The following is a 15,433-nucleotide window of genomic DNA, read 5'->3' as shown; positions in this document are numbered from 1 at the left end:
ATATAGACGAGCAGGGCGCATTTGGGCCCACGGTTCTCGAACCACCAGTGATGCGAGCCATCGATCTGTACCAGTTCGCCAAAGCAATCACGTCGGCCGCGTGGCTGGAAAACCCGCTTCTTGCGTTCCCGACGCGAGACCCAGATGCCGGCCTCGGTCATCCATTGCCGCAGGGTCTCCTTGGCGACCGAGATCCGGTGCAGCTCGATCAGCTTCTCACGCGCCAGCGTCGGACCGAAATCCAGATAGCGCTCACGGATCAGATCCAGTGCCGCATTGCGAAACTCCTCGCTATGGCGCCGGTTGCTCGGTCGCGATCGCTTCTTGGAAACAAGCCCGGCCGGACCATCCCGGTCATAGGCCTGCAGCAGCCGATGGACCTGACTTCGACTGAGGTCGAGCCGTTCGGCGGCCTGCACAACGCTCAGGCGTTCGTCACGGATCTTCTGGATGAGTTCGAGGCGATGCAATTCTTTCTGCGACATAGTGATCATAAAGGACATGACGACTCCGACCGCTCATGGTCTCGACCAGGCTGAAGGTCGTCATCCTTGCTCCCGACATTGGCATTGACCAGTCGTCGAGAGGCGAGATTGTCGCATCTCTAACTGGCCCAACTGTCGCATTACTAAATAGCCTCTACAAAACAATGTGGCGTAATCAACATTATGGAACTTAAGGGCGCCAAGCAAACGACGCCGCACAATGTACGGGATTCCAACAATTGGAGCGATATTCGATCTGCCGTGCGTTGTCGAAAATCATCCGACCGAACTGTATCCTTTGGTGGATCTCAGACTGAGTTGAGGAAAGCTTAGCCACCGCATCAACGCGCGAGTGTTAGCCAATCGCCGATCGTTGTCCCAAAACGTCGCATGGAACGTGTTGCGGGGATGGCGGGGCGCTCAGTTGCTATGGTCTTTCTGACTTCACGCGGGCTGAGCCCGAATTCATGGCTGAACGCGCGCGTGAAATTGGCTGCAACGTCGAAGCCGGCGGCCTCGGCAATTTCCGAGATCGGCCTGTTGTCGGTCGGGTTGGTAAGATCCGCATAGGCCTGCAGCAATCGACGTTTGCGAATGTAGTTGAAGACGCCCCCGCTCGTTTCGAACAATTGGTAGAGCCGCGTCCGCGAAATACCAAGCGACCGGCACATGACGTCGGGCGTCAAGCTGTCTGAATGAAGATTGAGGTGAATATAGCGATGCGCCCGCTCCATCAGCCCCATATTGGTCTGCTCCTGCTCGCGATCCAAACTGGCGGACGAGGCAGCGCATGCAATGACCATATCGCCGATCGTCCGGACGATCCGCGGCACCTCCTCCACCGTCAAATTGCTGAGGTTCGCTTCCAGGCCGTCGATATAGCTGACGAGCAATTCGGCCAGGCTACCGGAGAGGGCGATGTTGTGGGCGTTCCGCAGAAGAGGCGCGTCACGGGTCAACAGTTCATAGGGCAGGAAGACGAGCACGGCGGCTGAATCGATCATCCGCCCGCGGTAGGGATAACCAAGAGACCTGAAAAATATCTCACCCGGGCCGGTCTCCGTGACATGGCGATTGGCCTCGGTCCAGGCCCGGCCGCTGCGAAGCACGCCCACGTTCCAGTGATCGATTGGGCTCGATCGCAACATGGCCTGATCGCGAATATAGCTGCATGCCTGCGCGCGCTGCTGGACGATGAGGATATCGCCGAGCTGCCAGCCGGTCTGCTCCGCAAGAAAACCGTCGTCCTCTGATTTTCCGTCCGGCAGATGAACATCGACAAGCGGCCCCATGTGCGATCGCCAGGACTGGAACTGTTCGTTCGGCGGCAGGTCTCGCGTTGAAAATCGCAAGGGCACGAGTGTCGACGGAACGTCCACACGATGTTCTTTCTGCGGGGACGGTTCGCGCGGCCAGCGCCGCCGCTCCAGGTGGGCCGGCCATTCCCGTCCAGCAGCGGGGTCGTCTCCAGACTCCGTAACCATGCATTCCTCCAGCGCATAAGCCGATCCGGGCTGTTGAAACTGAAGCAAAAAATCGTTTTCGCGGCTGAAAACGTCCGCGCAGCTCATCCGATAAAACCGAATCGACTGAAGTCCTACGTGCATAAGTTACTTATCATATTCCTATACGAGCAGAAATGGACGGACCGATAATTTTCGGGATGCGACGATAACGACAATTGCGTCCTATTCCTGTATCTAAATGAGCAAGGGTTAGTGCCGAAGGACGTTCGGAAAGCCCGAATACTCACTTGCCAGTGCAATGCAGTTTCAAAGCACTCTCAACGTGAAACGACTCTAAATCAAAACAAAATATGCCAGCAGAGGAGGATAGGTCGTGACCTATCGGGGCAATATTCGTGCGCGCTTTGCGCGAGCATCGGCTTACGACGGGAACTCTTCTCCGCACAACCCACAGGCGTCAGGGAAAATTCCTATCGCCGGTCCTGCGGGTTTCCCCTGCTTACCTTGATGCGAGACGCTCCTGAGGCCGGACATCGGCAAATAAAGGGCGCGAAGGGTTGCGCGCAGGCCGAGGCCGCCTGTGTCGATGCGTAATAGGCCGAGGCTTGCACGCAACCCTTACCATATCCACCCATTGGCAACTTTTACCCTGCCCTTTCGTATGGCAGAACGGAGGCTACGATGACCACCGCATGTGATCAGGAACATATCGAATTGAAGCCGATTTCGAGCTGCAGACGAGAGGTCGAAGTCGCGATGGTGGAAATGCTCGTCGGCTTGCAGAAACGCGGATGGTCGGCTGCGGAATTGGCATTGGAACTCGCAGACGCCTCCGAAGATCTCGTCATGCTGATCGCCACCAAAAAGCTTCGACCGCATTAATACCTGCCGCCCGGAAGCGGCGGTTCCGGGATAACGACACGCAAAACAAAGAACTGATGGGCATCGCATGAATCGAGTTTCATGCGATGCCCATTAGAAATAAGATCGCGGGGAATTATGTTTCTGTCCAGATGAGACGGCAGCGCTATCAGGCGCGGCGCAGTGATTTCCAGCACCCTGTCACGTCAGTCGTCACGCCGCAGATGGCTTGACCATGCCCCCAGCACCGCATCGATACGGTGCTAAGCCTCCCCTCGGCGGCGTTTCCTCCACAGCCGAACTGTTTCTATCGCAGCGTTGCGGTCCTCTCTTGTTTACTAATTTTCGATACGCTAATTTATGCAAGAATGAGTTGCATCCGTTTGTGCCGGCTCGATAGGGACGGATGGCTGCAGAAGCGATATCTTCGGACGCCAACATGATTTGGAACCATCGCATCACGCGCATTATTGTCGGCCTGCTGCTGCTGACACTCGTGACTGTCGTCTCATTGCCGACGATCACCGGCTTTACGAGCCTTGATGGCACGGTCAATGCGCGGTTTGCTGTCGTTAATGCCCCGATCGACGGCACGATCGCGGAAGAACCCCTCAAGGCCGGCAGCCCGGTTAAAGCGGGACAATCCCTCGCTGAAATCAGAAATACGCGCGTCAATCACGCAATCCTCGCTTCGCTCGAGGCAGATCGCAATACGTCGCTCGACCGCGTCGCGGCGCTGAAAAAGGAACGGGACGAGCTCTCCGCGCTTCGCGAGGAATTGTCTGCCAGACTGGAAGTCTACAAGCAGACCACCATCGCCAATCTCGAACGCGAAGTCGAAATCCTGCGGAAAAAAGTCGAAGTGTCGCAAGCGCAGGATCTGGTCGCGCAGGTTGACCTGAGCCGCCGGATGCAGCTCGAGTCAAAAGGCATTCTGACGCAGAAGCTGGTTGAGGCCGCGCGTGCTGCCGGCGCTGCGACCGGCGGCGAGGTCGAAATCAGCAATCTGACTGTCGATCAATTGCAACAAAGGCTCAATGCCGTTCGCCAGGGCATCTTTGTCTTCGGCGACGGACAGAATGACGTGCCCTATTCGCGACAACGCGAGGACGAGGTCATCGTTCGCATCAACGACTTGAACTCGCGCATCGCGGAAAACGAGACGCGAGCCGCCGAAGTTCAAAAGCAGCTGGTCAAAGAGGCAGACCGCGTCAGCAGCCTTGAATCGGCAACCGCACGAGCGCCGTTCGACGGCGTTGTTTGGACCAGGAGTATCGTCAATGGTTCCAACGTCGTGCTGAACGACGAGCTGATGCGTCTCCTCGACTGTCGAGAGCTGTTCGTGGATATCCTTGTTCCTGAGGTCAATTATGACGAGATCTATCCGGGGCTGGTGGCGCAGGTGCGCTTGTTCGGCCGCAGCGATGTCTTCAAGGGCACGGTCATCTCCGTCAGAGGCAGTTCGGCTTCGATCGAGACCGATTCCTTTGCCGCCAGTTTGCCGCCGTCGACACAGCGCAATGCCCGCATTCGGGTTCGCCTCGATCCATCCTTCATGAACGACGACTTTGCGAACTCCTGCCAGGTGGGACGTACAGTGCAGGTACGGTTTTCCAAACACGGCATCAACCTATCCAACTGGGTCAAAAACCTGTGGTTCAGTATCTTGTAGCGCTGGTTCCGACCTTTGTCGTTTTGGCCTTCTTTTTCCTGGGGCCGTTCAATTGGTCGCGCCGTCACAGCTGGACACGGGCGGTGACCTGCGCGTTTGTCGCAGCAGTCGCATTGCGATACATGTTCTGGCGCCTGACGGAGACAGTGCTTCCCTATCCCGACAGCGGTCCGAGTTTCTACTGGGTCTGGATCCTCTTCGCCGTCGAGGTCCTGGCCTGCATCGAAGTCATCCTTTTTCTGGTATTGATGAGCCGCTATGTCGACCGCAGCGCCGAAGCGGACAGGCTGGCGCGCGTTTTCTTTGCGCGGGACCAGCGTGAACTGCCGACTGTCGATGTTTTCATTCCCACCTATAACGAGCCGCTCGACGTGCTCGAGCGAACCATCATCGGCGCCCGCTCGCTGGATTATCCCGCCGACAAATTGAACGTGTATGTGCTTGACGATCAACGCCGGGATTGGCTGAAGGCCTATTGCGAGGAGAAGAACGTCATCCACGTCACGCGCGGCGACAACAGCCATGCCAAAGCGGGCAATATGAACAATGGGCTGAAGGTCAGCTCGGGCGAGTTCATTGCGATCTTCGACGCCGATTTTGTTCCCTATCGCCATTTCCTGCGCCGGACGCTGCCCTTCTTCTCAGATGACAGCATCGGCATCGTCCAGACACCGCAACATTTCTTCAATGTCGATCCGGTCCAATCGAATCTGGGCCTGGAGAATATCTGGCCGGACGAGCAGCGCCTGTTCTTCGACGAGATCGCCCCCAGCCGGGACGCCTGGGACGTCAGTTTCTGCTGCGGCTCATGCTCGATTGCCCGCCGCAAGGCCGTCGACGCAATCGGCGGGTTTCCGACCGAGTCGATCACGGAAGACCTGCTGACAACGCTGTCGATGCTCAACAAAGGCTATAAGACGCGCTATCTGAACGAGCGGCTGTCGATGGGACTGGCCGCCGAAAACCTCACCGGGTATTTTGTCCAGCGCGAACGGTGGTGTCAGGGGGGTATTCAAACCCTTTACCTGTATAATGGCCCGCTGCGCGGCCCGGGATTGACGCTCTTTCAACGGATCATGTTCCTGCCGGCATCATGGCTGGTGCAGTATCTGGTCCGCTTCACGATATTGCTCGTCCCCATCGTCTATCTCTGGTTCGGCCTGCTCCCGCTCTATTTCACTGACATCGCCGATTATGTCTCTCATCAGGTGCCGCTGCTGACGGCGTATTTTCTGCTCATGCTATGGATCACGCCGACGCGCTATCTGCCTGTGGTTTCCAGCGCCGTCGGAACCTTTGCGACATTCCGCATGTTGCCGACCGTGGTCTCCAGCCTGGTGAGACCATTCGGCAAGCCGTTCAGGGTGACGCCAAAGGGCAGCGGCAACGAGGCGAACCAGTTCGACCGCTACAGCTTCGCCTGGATCACAAGCATAGTCACGGTCACCGTCCTTGGTCTGCTGGTCAACGTCGTACCGGAAACGTCGCATGTACAAGGCCAGTTTTCGCCGGTAGCGGCCTGGTGGTCAGGTATCAATATCGTCGTCCTGCTCATCGCGTCGCTCATCTGCTTTGAGAAACCCCGGCGCCTGTTTCATGCGTTCAAGCTCGATGAGCCCGCTACCGTCGACGATGTCCCCGGCCAAATCGTCAGCCTGGCACTGGATAAGGCCGTCGTTGCAGTCCCCAACATGGCCCGATTTCAATCCAAATCAGTCATGCTGAAACTCCCCGGCTTCGCCCCGTTCAAGGCGGAGCTCGGACAGGTCACGCAGCGACGAAGAAGCGTAAGTCGCACCGGCGACAAACAGGCCTATTACCTGCACCTGTATTTCGAACTCAGCGGCGCTGCTCGCGACAGCATGATTGTCAAACTCTATACCGGTCAATATTCCCGCGACATTCGCGACATCGACAAGGTTGCCGTCTCTCTTAATCTGTTGTTGCGGTCATTCGGGCGAACGCGCACCTTGTAGCCCGGCTCATCCGAGAGTTCGTCGCGTCTTCGACGAAGTTGGCCTTGCTTGATCGCCTTGATGGGAATCGAACCCTCGGACATCAACCTAAGACTGGGGAAGCATAACCCCAGGAGAGCGTTAGGCAATGTAACCCAAAGGTCCTCACTTTCGAGGCAACCGATAAAACAATCACGCGATCTGGTTCATAAGCGCCAACGACTCGACCACTTTGAGCAACACCTGAGCACCGGAAATCATATGCGTGTCGGTTACGAACTCGGCCTCGTTATGGCTGATACCATCGCGACACGGGACAAAGATCATGGCAGTTGGGGCTATGCGACTAACAAACAGCGCATCGTGAAAGGCACCGGAAACCATTTGGCGGCTCTTGAGACCAAGGGCTTTGCAGGCCTCCTCGATGGTTCCTGTGATCGATGATGCAAAGCGGCCTGGTGCCATGTCGACGCGCTGGCTGATGGCAACATCACAGTCCCAGCGCGCGGCCGCTGCCTCGCATTCCTTCCGCACATGCTGGTCCATTGCGGCAAGGGCAGCGGCGTCCGGATGGCGGATATCGACCGTGAAGGCAACAGAACTGGGAATGACGTTGATGGAACCCGGTTCGGCGGTGATACGGCCGACCGTCAACCGTGCCTCCGGATCCGCGGGCATGACCGCAGATTGAAGACTTGCGATTGCGGCTGCTGCCGCACTCATGGGGTCCTTGCGGAATTCGAGCGGCGTCGTGCCGGCATGCGCGGCGACGCCCGAGAAGACCACTTCAAGCCATTTCGTGCCCTGTACCGCCGTGACCACACCGATCGGCACATCTTCTTGTTCAAGGATCGGGCCTTGTTCGATATGTAGTTCGACAAAGGCAGAAATAGCATGGCCTATTGGACGCACCGCGGCTTCGGGCAGCGTTGCCAGCGTTGTTGCCAGCTCATCGGCCAACCGCGCGCCGTCCGTCGCAAGTATCGACTCCCAGTCCGCCGTAGTTCCCACGCCGGCGAAGGCCATGGATCCCATGCAGCCCGGCGAATACCGGCTACCCTCCTCGTTGGTAAAGGCGACGACCTCGACGGCACGGTCGGTCTCGATGCCGGCGTCGGCGAGCGCTTCGAGCACCTCGAAGGCACTGAGCGTACCGAGCGCGCCATCGAAGCGGCCGCCGGTCGGCTGGCTGTCGAGGTGGCTGCCGATGAGGAGAGGCGGCAGGGAAGCATCCCGGCCCGCCCGGCGAATGAACAGATTGGCGATATCATCCTGGAAGACGGTGAAGCCGCGGGCAAGCGCACGCTCGGCAAGCAGCCGGCGCGCCGCACGGTCTCCGACGCCCAGGGCCTGCCGGTTGACACCACCTGCAGGCGTCGCGCCGATCGCCGCGAAATCGGCGACAGACGCAAGGAGGCGCGCGGCGTTGACCTCCGGATTGATGCTCATCGGCCGAGGCCTGCAATGAAGCGCTTGACCCGATCGAGCTCAACCGCATTCCACCAGACGCCGTCGTATTTGAGGGCGCTTGCAATGATCACGCCATCGGCGACGGACAAAATATCGTTGGCATTCTCATGCGTGACGCCGCTACCCACCAGTGTCGGCAGCGAACCCGCTTCCTTGATCATTCTGATATAACCAAGATCGGCGGCGTGGCCGGTGCGCTGACCGGTGGCGATGACGACATCGACATCGAAGAAAACGAGATCCTTCACCTGTTCTTCAACCGGCCGGTCCGCCACGATGGCGTGTGCACCGTGCTTGACGTGGGCATCGGCAAAGATGCGGATGCCTCGGGCGCGAAGATGAGCACGGTAACGCATGGCGCGTGCCGCTTCTCCTTCCACGAAACCCTCGTTGGCAATGTAGGCGTTGGCCCACTGGTTGACCCGAATGAAGGAGGCAGACGCGGCAGAGGCGATGGCAAGCGCCGGGATCGCCGCATTGGCGAGCACATTGATGCCGATCGGGCGACCGAGCTCGCGGCGGATGCGGTCGGCGATAACGGCCATATGCGCGGATGTTTCGTGGCCGATATCGTCGGGCTTGGCAAATGGCACATCACCATGGTTCTCGACGATGATGGCGTCGCAGCCGCCGGAAAGATAGGCCCGCGCATCCGAGAGACCGCGCTCGTATATCGCCTCAACGCCTTCGTCGTCATAGCGCGGTGCGCCCGGCAGCGGCATCAGATGCACCACGCCGATCACCGGCTTATCGCGCCCGAAAAGCGTCTTCAGCGTATCCTTGTCCTGCCGTCCGATGGGATTGCTCATGGCGTTCACGCGTTTTCCAATTTGAATATCTTGGTGAGAGCGGCAAGCTCCGCCCGGGTTGGGAAGGAGGCGAGCGTGCCGGCACGGCCTACCGCGATACCCGCCGCCTGTGTTGCAAGTCTAGCCGCATCAGGAAGGGAAACGCCTTGCGCGATAAGTCCAGTCAACGTGCCGGCAAAACAGTCGCCGGCCCCGCTGGTATCCACGGCCTCGCGTTTTTCAGCCGGGATGTGGAGCCGGCAAGCTGCGTTCAGAACGAAGGCGCCCTCCGAACCGAGCGTCACGATGACTGTGGCCGCACCCATTGCGCACAGACGGTCGGCTGCACGGTCGGCATGAGTCTCGCCAGTCAACGCTTCGGCCTCCGGCCTGTTGATGATTAGAAGCGACACCGCCGCCAGATCCAGCGCCTCAGCAGGAAGCGGGCTCGGATTGAGGACCGTGAAAAGTCCGGCCGCGTGCGCCGCCTTCAAGCATTGCGCTGTCACATCGGTACCAAGGTTGCCCTGCATCAGCAACATGTCTCCGGCACGCCAGCTTGATACGACTGGGCACATCATCAGAGGATCGAACGCCTCCGCGCAGGCGGCGGCGGTAACGATGACGTTTTCGCCGTGGCGATCGATCAGGATCACCGAGCGGTCACTGGGTAGATCGAGGCGCGAGAGGCGCAGTTCGGAAATCTCCGTGGAGAGCACGCTCTCCATCCCGTCGCCGGCTGTATCCCGGCCGACGGGTGCCCAGAACGTCACCGACGCGCCTGTCCGGGTGGCGGCGACGGCCTGGTTCGCGCCCTTGCCGCCGACGCCCGCGCCGGCAGCGGCTGCGTTTAACGTTTCGCCCGGCCGCGGCAGCCGCTCCAGGCGAAAGCTCGTATCGACGCAGACATTGCCGATGACGTGGATGGTCATGGCTTTGGACCTTCCTTCAGTCCGTTGCCCAGGCGAGCATCTGCTCGAACAGGGTCTTGTAGCCCGGCCACGCGATGAATTCCGGCGGTAGCCAGTGCGGGCCAACATCGGACGTCCAGACAAGTGTGCGGCCCTCGCCATAGGTGCCCGTGACGAGCAGCGGCAACGAACCATATTCCGAGGAAACCGTCATAAGCTGGTTTGCACCCTCCTTTAGCGTTACCTCGTTAAAGCCGAGCAGATAGGGGAATTCTCCGGAAATGCCCGCAAGGATCGGATGGGAAGCGTTGCCCGAAACGACGGGTGTAAAGCCCTCCGGCACCTCGACGCGATCGTCGACGGAAAGGCAGGCTACCGGCAGCACCTCTTCGACCGCTGTGTTGCGGAAGCGCGCGCCGCCATTGATGCCCTGGAAGGAATAGTAGCCACCGAACATCAGGAGCGCACCGCCTTGGGCGACGTAATCGCGCAGCAATTTCAGACGGTTCGGCGTACGACGGGAATGTATCCAGGTGTCGGGATGCAGAAGCAGCGTATTGGCGCCGATATCCGAGAGCACGATGGCGTCATAGGTCTGAAGGCCTTCGAGTGTGCTCGGAAACTCCTTCTGCGCCTCGTGTGCCGGCATGAAGGTAACGTCGAAGGGGCTATCCTTCAGGGCCTTTAGCAATTCGTCCGCGCCGGTATGGTAGGTCACGGTCGGGAACTGGTCGAAGCCCTTGATATGGGTGGCAGTCGACACCCAGGATTCGCCGGCGAGCAGCACTTTCTTCTTGGTCATGGAAACTCCTTGGACAACGGGCCAGCGCTCAGCGCGCGGCGGAAAAGACGGATTTCGGATTGTCGATCAGCATGCGGTCAATGGCCGCCTGATCGACGCCATGGCGCTTCAGGCGCGGCAGGAAGTGCTTGAGAATGTAGCCGTAGCCAAAGCCGCCGTAGCGCGTCAGCATGATCTTCAAGAACACATCCTGCGACAGCAGCAGCCGGTCGCCAAACCCCTTGTCGACAAGGGTGGCGATAGCGCGGGCATTCTCCTCGTCAGAGGGCGACTGGGCGTCCTGATCGGCATAGTAATAATCCATGCCGATCATGTCGTATTCCAGGAAGGCGCCGCGCCTTGCCAGCGTTGTCTGGTAGTCGAGATCGTTGTGGCTGGGGTTCATGTGGCAAAGGACGGTATGGCGCGGATCTGCTCCCTCCTCTTCCACCACGTCGAGCACGCGGTGCGCCAGACGCTCCCAGCCCGGCAAGTGAATGGAGAGCGGCAGGCCGGTGATACGTGCCGCCCGGGCCGAAGCGCGCAGCGACTTTTCTTCCTCGGCAGTGAAATGACGACTGACGCCGACCTCGCCGATAATGCCGGCGATGATTTCCGGCTGGCTCTCGGAGCCGCCGACATCATTGACGATGAACTGCGTAACCTCTTCGACGTCCATGGCTTTCAGCCAGTCGGGATGGGTGTGCTCCAGATAGAAGCCTGTACCCATGATGATCCGGAGTCCCGACATGCGCGCGATGCGGGCGAGCCCGGCCGCATCTCGGCCGATACCGAAATTGGTCGTTTCCACCACGGTGCAGCCGCCGAGCGCCTGGAACCGTTTGAGCTCTCCGAGCGCCAGATCCCCGTCATCGAGCGAGACATTGTCCCGGTTCATGTAGGGGTTCATGCGTAGCTCGCCGATAATCTCGATCGAGACTTTCTGTTCGGCGATCGCCTTTTCGTCCGGGTGGCAGGGGCAGATCCAGCTGGTCGCGCCATCGAGGAAAATGTGCTCATGCATCAGCGTCACACCGAGATCCTCCACCGGGACGGGGCCGGTGACGGTCATGGCTGTGCCGGAATTCACCCCGATGGGATGCCGCTTTTTCGGTGCGTCCGGGAACAGATGATCCAACATTCTCAGCGCCCCTTCGCGCCGCCGCGAAACAGGCGGAAATTCAGCCAGATCGCGATGAGGATGATGAAGCCGGTGACAATTGGCGTGAAGAAGGGCGACAGATGCGACAGGATGAGGCCGTTTGCGAGCACCGCAACGGTGAGCGCCCCGAGAATCGTGCCCACGAGAGAGCCGCGTCCGCCAAAAAGGCTGGTGCCGCCAAGCACCACGGCTGCGATGACATCCAGCTCAAAACCCTGTCCCGCATTCGACGAGCCGGAGCCGAGACGGGCGGAAAGGATGACGCCGGCAGCGGCGGCCGCCGTACCCGAGAGCACGTAGACCCAGAGGATGACCCGGCGCGTGTTGACGCCTGCCCGCCGCGTCGCCTCGGCATTGGCTCCGACGCCCGTAACGTAACGGCCGAAATGAGTTTCGTTGAAGGCGATGTAGGCAATGGCGAGGATGACGATAGCGATCAGCGCCGGAGCGGGAATGCCGAGTACCCAGGCGCGGCCGAGCGCAACGAAGGGGCTCGTCGGCTCGATGGGGATCGAATAGCCGCCGGTGATGAGCAACGCGAAGCCACGGATCACGGAAAGGCCGGCAAGCGTAACGATGAAGGCCGGGATGCGCTCATAGGCAATAAAATAGCCCTGAATAACACCCACTACGCCGCCGAGCAGCAACATAAGTACGATAGCAAGCGGCCAGGGTACGCCGACTTGGAGGGCTGCCGCCGAAAGCGTGGCCGTCAAGGCCAGAACCGAGCCCACCGAAAGATCGATACCGCCGGTCGTAATAACGAAGGTCATGGCCGCCGCAACGATGAGCAGCGGGGCTGATTGCCTGATGACGTTGAGCAGATTCTGCGCGGTCAGGAAGGCATCTGTCGTCACCGCAAAGAACAGGCAACAGACGACGAAGAACAGCGCAATCGACATGACGCCGCCATTGGCCACGACCTTGTCGAGGATCGTCGCCTCGCGCATGCGGGGCAATTGGCTGGCATAGGCGTTGGGTTCGGAACTCATGCGGAGGCGCCTTCTTCCCGGTTACGGCCTGCGGACCGGGCGGTAAATTTCCGCCCGACGATGAGATTGACGACGTCCTCGATATTGGTGTCCTCGATCCGGCGCTCGGCGACGCTGCGCCCCTCATACATCACCTGGATGCGGTCGCAGACGAGGAAGAGGTCCTGCAGGCGATGTGTGATGAGGATGACGGAGACGCCGCGTTGCGAGACGGTGCGAATGAGTTCGAGCACCGCCTCCACCTCGGCAACCGCGAGCGCCGCCGTCGGCTCATCCATGATGAGCACCGAGGGGTTGAAGGACGCGGCGCGTCCGATGGCGATGGACTGGCGTTGGCCGCCCGAGAGGTTTTCCACCTTCATGCGCGTATCGGGAATGACGATGCCGAGATTGGAGAGCATGTCGCGCGCCCGATCATGCATCAGCTTCTTGTCGAGCATCGGTATGCCGGCCATCCGCCGTTTCGGTTCGCGGCCAAGGAAGAGATTGCCAGCGACATCGATCGTATCGCAGAGCGCCAGGTCCTGGTAGACCATCTCGATACGCGCTGCGCGCGCATCCGCCGGCGAGGTAAAGGCGACCGCTCTGCCATCGATCTCGATCGTGCCGGCGTCCGGGATCACGGCGCCGGACAAAACCTTGCTGATGGTGGATTTGCCTGCGCCGTTGTCACCCACCAGGCCGAGGACTTCTCCGGGCTTCAGATCGAGTGAGGCGTTTTCGAGCGATTGCAGCGCGCCATAGCGCTTGGAAATGCCGGTCATGCGAACGCGGCTGACTTGCGTGTCGGTCATATTCAGTGGCCCTTGCTGGAATCCGGCCGCCTGGCCTGATCGACAGGCCGGGCGGCGACGGCAGTTCGGCTTACTTGAACATATCGCGGTACTGATCGACATTCGCCTTGGTGACGATGGTGACCGGCACGTTGATGATCGGCTCGATCTTCTCGCCCTTTTTGACGTTGACGAGCGCCTCGACCGCGGCCTTGCCCTCACCGGCCGGATCCTGCTGGATCACAGCCGTAACGAACCCTTGGTCGATGCCATCGATGGCAGACTTCGTTAGATCCCATCCGAAGACCTTGATGCTATCAGCGCGACCCTGGCTGGCAACGGCGGAAACCGCACCGAGCAGGGCCGGCTCGCCGGTCGCATAGAGCGCCGTCATGTCAGGGTTGGCCGTCATCAGGTTTTCGGCAGCGGACAGTGCGACGTCCTGCACGTTCTGGCCATCAACGGTGTTGAGGAATTCAACCTTCTGGCCGCCCTTGTCCACCGCCGCCTTGAAGCCGTCGAGACGCTGGTTCTGGATGAACGAGTTAAGCGCTCCGACGACGCCCACCTTCGCGGCACCGCCCATGTCGCTCTTCACGTAATCCGAGAAGAACTTGCCAATCTCGCCACCGGCCGCGGTATTATCGACACCGACGAAGGCTATGTTGTCGCCTTCAGGAATCTGAGCATCGATAGCGATGACCGGAATGCCGGCATTCTTCGCAGCGGTAATGGCCGGTTTCACGCCGTTGACATCGATGGCGACCAGAATGATGCCGTCGACTTTCTGAGTGATGTAGGTCTCGATCGCATCGTTCTGCGCCGAAGGCACGTTGTTGGCGTTGAAGATGACGAGATCGACGCCGGCGGCCTTGGCGGCGGCGTTGGCACCATCATTGATCTGGTTGAAGAAAAGTGCCTGCTGATTGATCGTGACGAGTGCGAATGTATTGGCAAAGGCGCCTGAAACACCCATGGAAAGCGTCATGACGACGGCTGCGGCGCAACCGAGAAGATATTTGGTCCGACCCATTTTTAGGTTCCCCTTGTTTGAAGCCGCGGGCGGCAACAGAATTTACAAGGAGGACTATTCAAGTTTGTTGAACTGTTGTCAAGTAACTTGAATAGCCGTATCGCAAAAGTTATTTCAGCGCTTTTTTCAGAAAATCAGAATGTTGGAGGCGTATTAACCCAGAAAATCGAGGCACGCTGGCTGCCGACATTGCGATACCAATGGGCCAGTTCTGAATTGAACACGAAACTGTCTCCGGCGGACAGACGAAAGGTCTTGTCGCCGATCATCAACTCGATCTCGCCGACGAGCACATAGCCCACCTCTTCGCCGACATGCTGGATCGGCCCGGCGCTCTCGCCTCCTACATCGATGTGATGGATGTTGCATTGGAGCAAATGGCCTTGCGAATAGGGAATTATGCGTTCGAGCGATATTCCCTCGCCGCGCCGCAGCGGATCAAGTGAGATCAACGGCCGTGTGCCGGCGCGAAACACCACGCCTTCGTCGGCATCGGTCTCCTCGAACATCCAGCCGATATTGGAATCGAGCGCCTGCACCAACCGGTGCAACATGGGTAACGATGGCGAAGCCTTGCCGTTCTCGATCTTGGACAGCAGGCTTTCGGAACAATCCGCAGCCAGCGCCAACGCCTTCAGCGTCAGCCCACGCGTCTGCCGCGTAAGCTTGAGACGCGCACCAAGCCGCACCGGATTCGACTGAATCTTGTCCTCCCGGCTACTTTCAGACGGCAAAGGCGGATTGACCATGTTCATGTTAAAGGCATCGCATTGATCGGCGCTCCAATCATAAGTCCTTCGGTCAAGCCCTGTCCAGTTAGAATGCTTTAAGCCAAGAGGTTACGCTGGCTTGCGCGAACATGATCTGCTGGTGGCTCGTCGGACTTACAAAGCGCCTTGAAGAGATCTTAACTCCGACACCTTATTCCGATGGATCAAGCGTTCGACAAAATCGGACTGGAGGCATAACGCATGATCATCGAGATCCTCACGGCGCTTGAAGGCGAGCCGATGATTCGACTGCCGTCGCTTTACGGCAAGTTTACGGTAGCATTTACCGTTGCGTACTTCCGCACCTGACGGAA

General features: G+C 59.3%; 14 protein-coding genes. 3 read left to right on the top strand and 11 right to left on the bottom strand.

Translation table 11 applies throughout. The features are described from left to right. On the bottom strand, positions 1–503 hold a 503-nt coding region (locus tag BBJ66_RS22665; RefSeq protein WP_145926490.1), incomplete at its 3' end, for a helix-turn-helix domain-containing protein. Between the two features lie 323 nt (positions 504–826). Next, complete coding sequence (locus BBJ66_RS22660) at positions 827–1,969, bottom strand: helix-turn-helix domain-containing protein (RefSeq protein ID WP_071089953.1); 1,143 nt, start codon at positions 1,967–1,969, stop codon at positions 827–829. A 663-nt stretch (positions 1,970–2,632) separates the two neighbouring features. Between BBJ66_RS22660 and BBJ66_RS22655 the strand changes: the two genes are divergently transcribed. From BBJ66_RS22655 to BBJ66_RS22645, 3 genes are all read left to right on the top strand, one after another. Next, entirely contained in the window at positions 2,633–2,833 is a 201-nt protein-coding gene (locus BBJ66_RS22655; RefSeq protein ID WP_049734878.1) for a hypothetical protein, read from the top strand. A 418-nt stretch (positions 2,834–3,251) separates the two neighbouring features. Continuing rightward, positions 3,252–4,484 carry an HlyD family secretion protein gene (locus BBJ66_RS22650; RefSeq protein ID WP_071089950.1) on the top strand — a complete coding sequence of 411 codons (1,233 nt, stop codon included), beginning with the start codon at positions 3,252–3,254 and terminating at the stop codon, positions 4,482–4,484. Next, positions 4,466–6,460 carry a glycosyltransferase gene (locus BBJ66_RS22645; protein ID WP_071089947.1) on the top strand — a complete coding sequence of 665 codons (1,995 nt, stop codon included), beginning with the start codon at positions 4,466–4,468 and terminating at the stop codon, positions 6,458–6,460. The genes BBJ66_RS22650 and BBJ66_RS22645 overlap by 19 nt, the downstream gene beginning before the upstream one ends. Positions 6,461–6,631: 171 nt before the next feature. Here the strand turns inward: BBJ66_RS22645 and BBJ66_RS22640 are convergent, their stop codons facing one another. From BBJ66_RS22640 to BBJ66_RS22600, 9 genes are all read right to left on the bottom strand, one after another. Beyond that, positions 6,632–7,888, bottom strand: coding sequence for a Zn-dependent hydrolase (locus BBJ66_RS22640; RefSeq protein WP_071089944.1), 1,257 nt, complete (start codon positions 7,886–7,888; stop codon positions 6,632–6,634). Continuing rightward, positions 7,885–8,718: a BtpA/SgcQ family protein gene (locus tag BBJ66_RS22635; protein WP_049731489.1), complete on the bottom strand. Its 834-nt coding sequence runs from the start codon at positions 8,716–8,718 to the stop codon at positions 7,885–7,887. Before BBJ66_RS22635 ends, BBJ66_RS22640 begins: the two co-directional genes overlap by 4 nt. A gap of 5 nt (positions 8,719–8,723) precedes the next feature. Then, on the bottom strand, positions 8,724–9,629 hold the full coding sequence (locus tag BBJ66_RS22630) for a PfkB family carbohydrate kinase (protein ID WP_071089941.1): 906 nt from the start codon (positions 9,627–9,629) through the stop codon (positions 8,724–8,726). 16 nt (positions 9,630–9,645) lie between these two features. Further along, positions 9,646–10,410: a glutamine amidotransferase gene (locus BBJ66_RS22625; RefSeq protein WP_071089938.1), complete on the bottom strand. Its 765-nt coding sequence runs from the start codon at positions 10,408–10,410 to the stop codon at positions 9,646–9,648. Positions 10,411–10,438: 28 nt separating this feature from the next. Beyond that, on the bottom strand, positions 10,439–11,530 hold the full coding sequence (locus tag BBJ66_RS22620; RefSeq protein ID WP_071089935.1) for a phosphotriesterase family protein: 1,092 nt from the start codon (positions 11,528–11,530) through the stop codon (positions 10,439–10,441). Positions 11,531–11,532: 2 nt separating this feature from the next. Beyond that, entirely contained in the window at positions 11,533–12,543 is a 1,011-nt protein-coding gene (locus BBJ66_RS22615; RefSeq protein WP_071089932.1) for an ABC transporter permease, read from the bottom strand. Then, on the bottom strand, positions 12,540–13,337 hold the full coding sequence (locus BBJ66_RS22610; RefSeq protein ID WP_049731447.1) for an ATP-binding cassette domain-containing protein: 798 nt from the start codon (positions 13,335–13,337) through the stop codon (positions 12,540–12,542). Before BBJ66_RS22610 ends, BBJ66_RS22615 begins: the two co-directional genes overlap by 4 nt. A gap of 70 nt (positions 13,338–13,407) precedes the next feature. Next, a complete protein-coding gene (locus BBJ66_RS22605) occupies positions 13,408–14,349 on the bottom strand; it encodes an ABC transporter substrate-binding protein (RefSeq protein WP_071089929.1) in 942 nt (313 codons plus the stop codon). Positions 14,350–14,483: 134 nt separating this feature from the next. Then, positions 14,484–15,098 carry a cupin domain-containing protein gene (locus tag BBJ66_RS22600; protein WP_406550017.1) on the bottom strand — a complete coding sequence of 205 codons (615 nt, stop codon included), beginning with the start codon at positions 15,096–15,098 and terminating at the stop codon, positions 14,484–14,486. Between the last annotated feature and the right edge of the window lie 335 nt (positions 15,099–15,433).

The organism is Rhizobium sp. RSm-3 (genome assembly GCF_001854685.1).
Lineage (GTDB): Bacteria > Pseudomonadota > Alphaproteobacteria > Rhizobiales > Rhizobiaceae > Rhizobium > Rhizobium ecuadorense.
The sequence above is the reverse complement of the archived record's forward strand: the minus strand, read 5'-3'. Positions and strand labels throughout refer to the sequence as shown.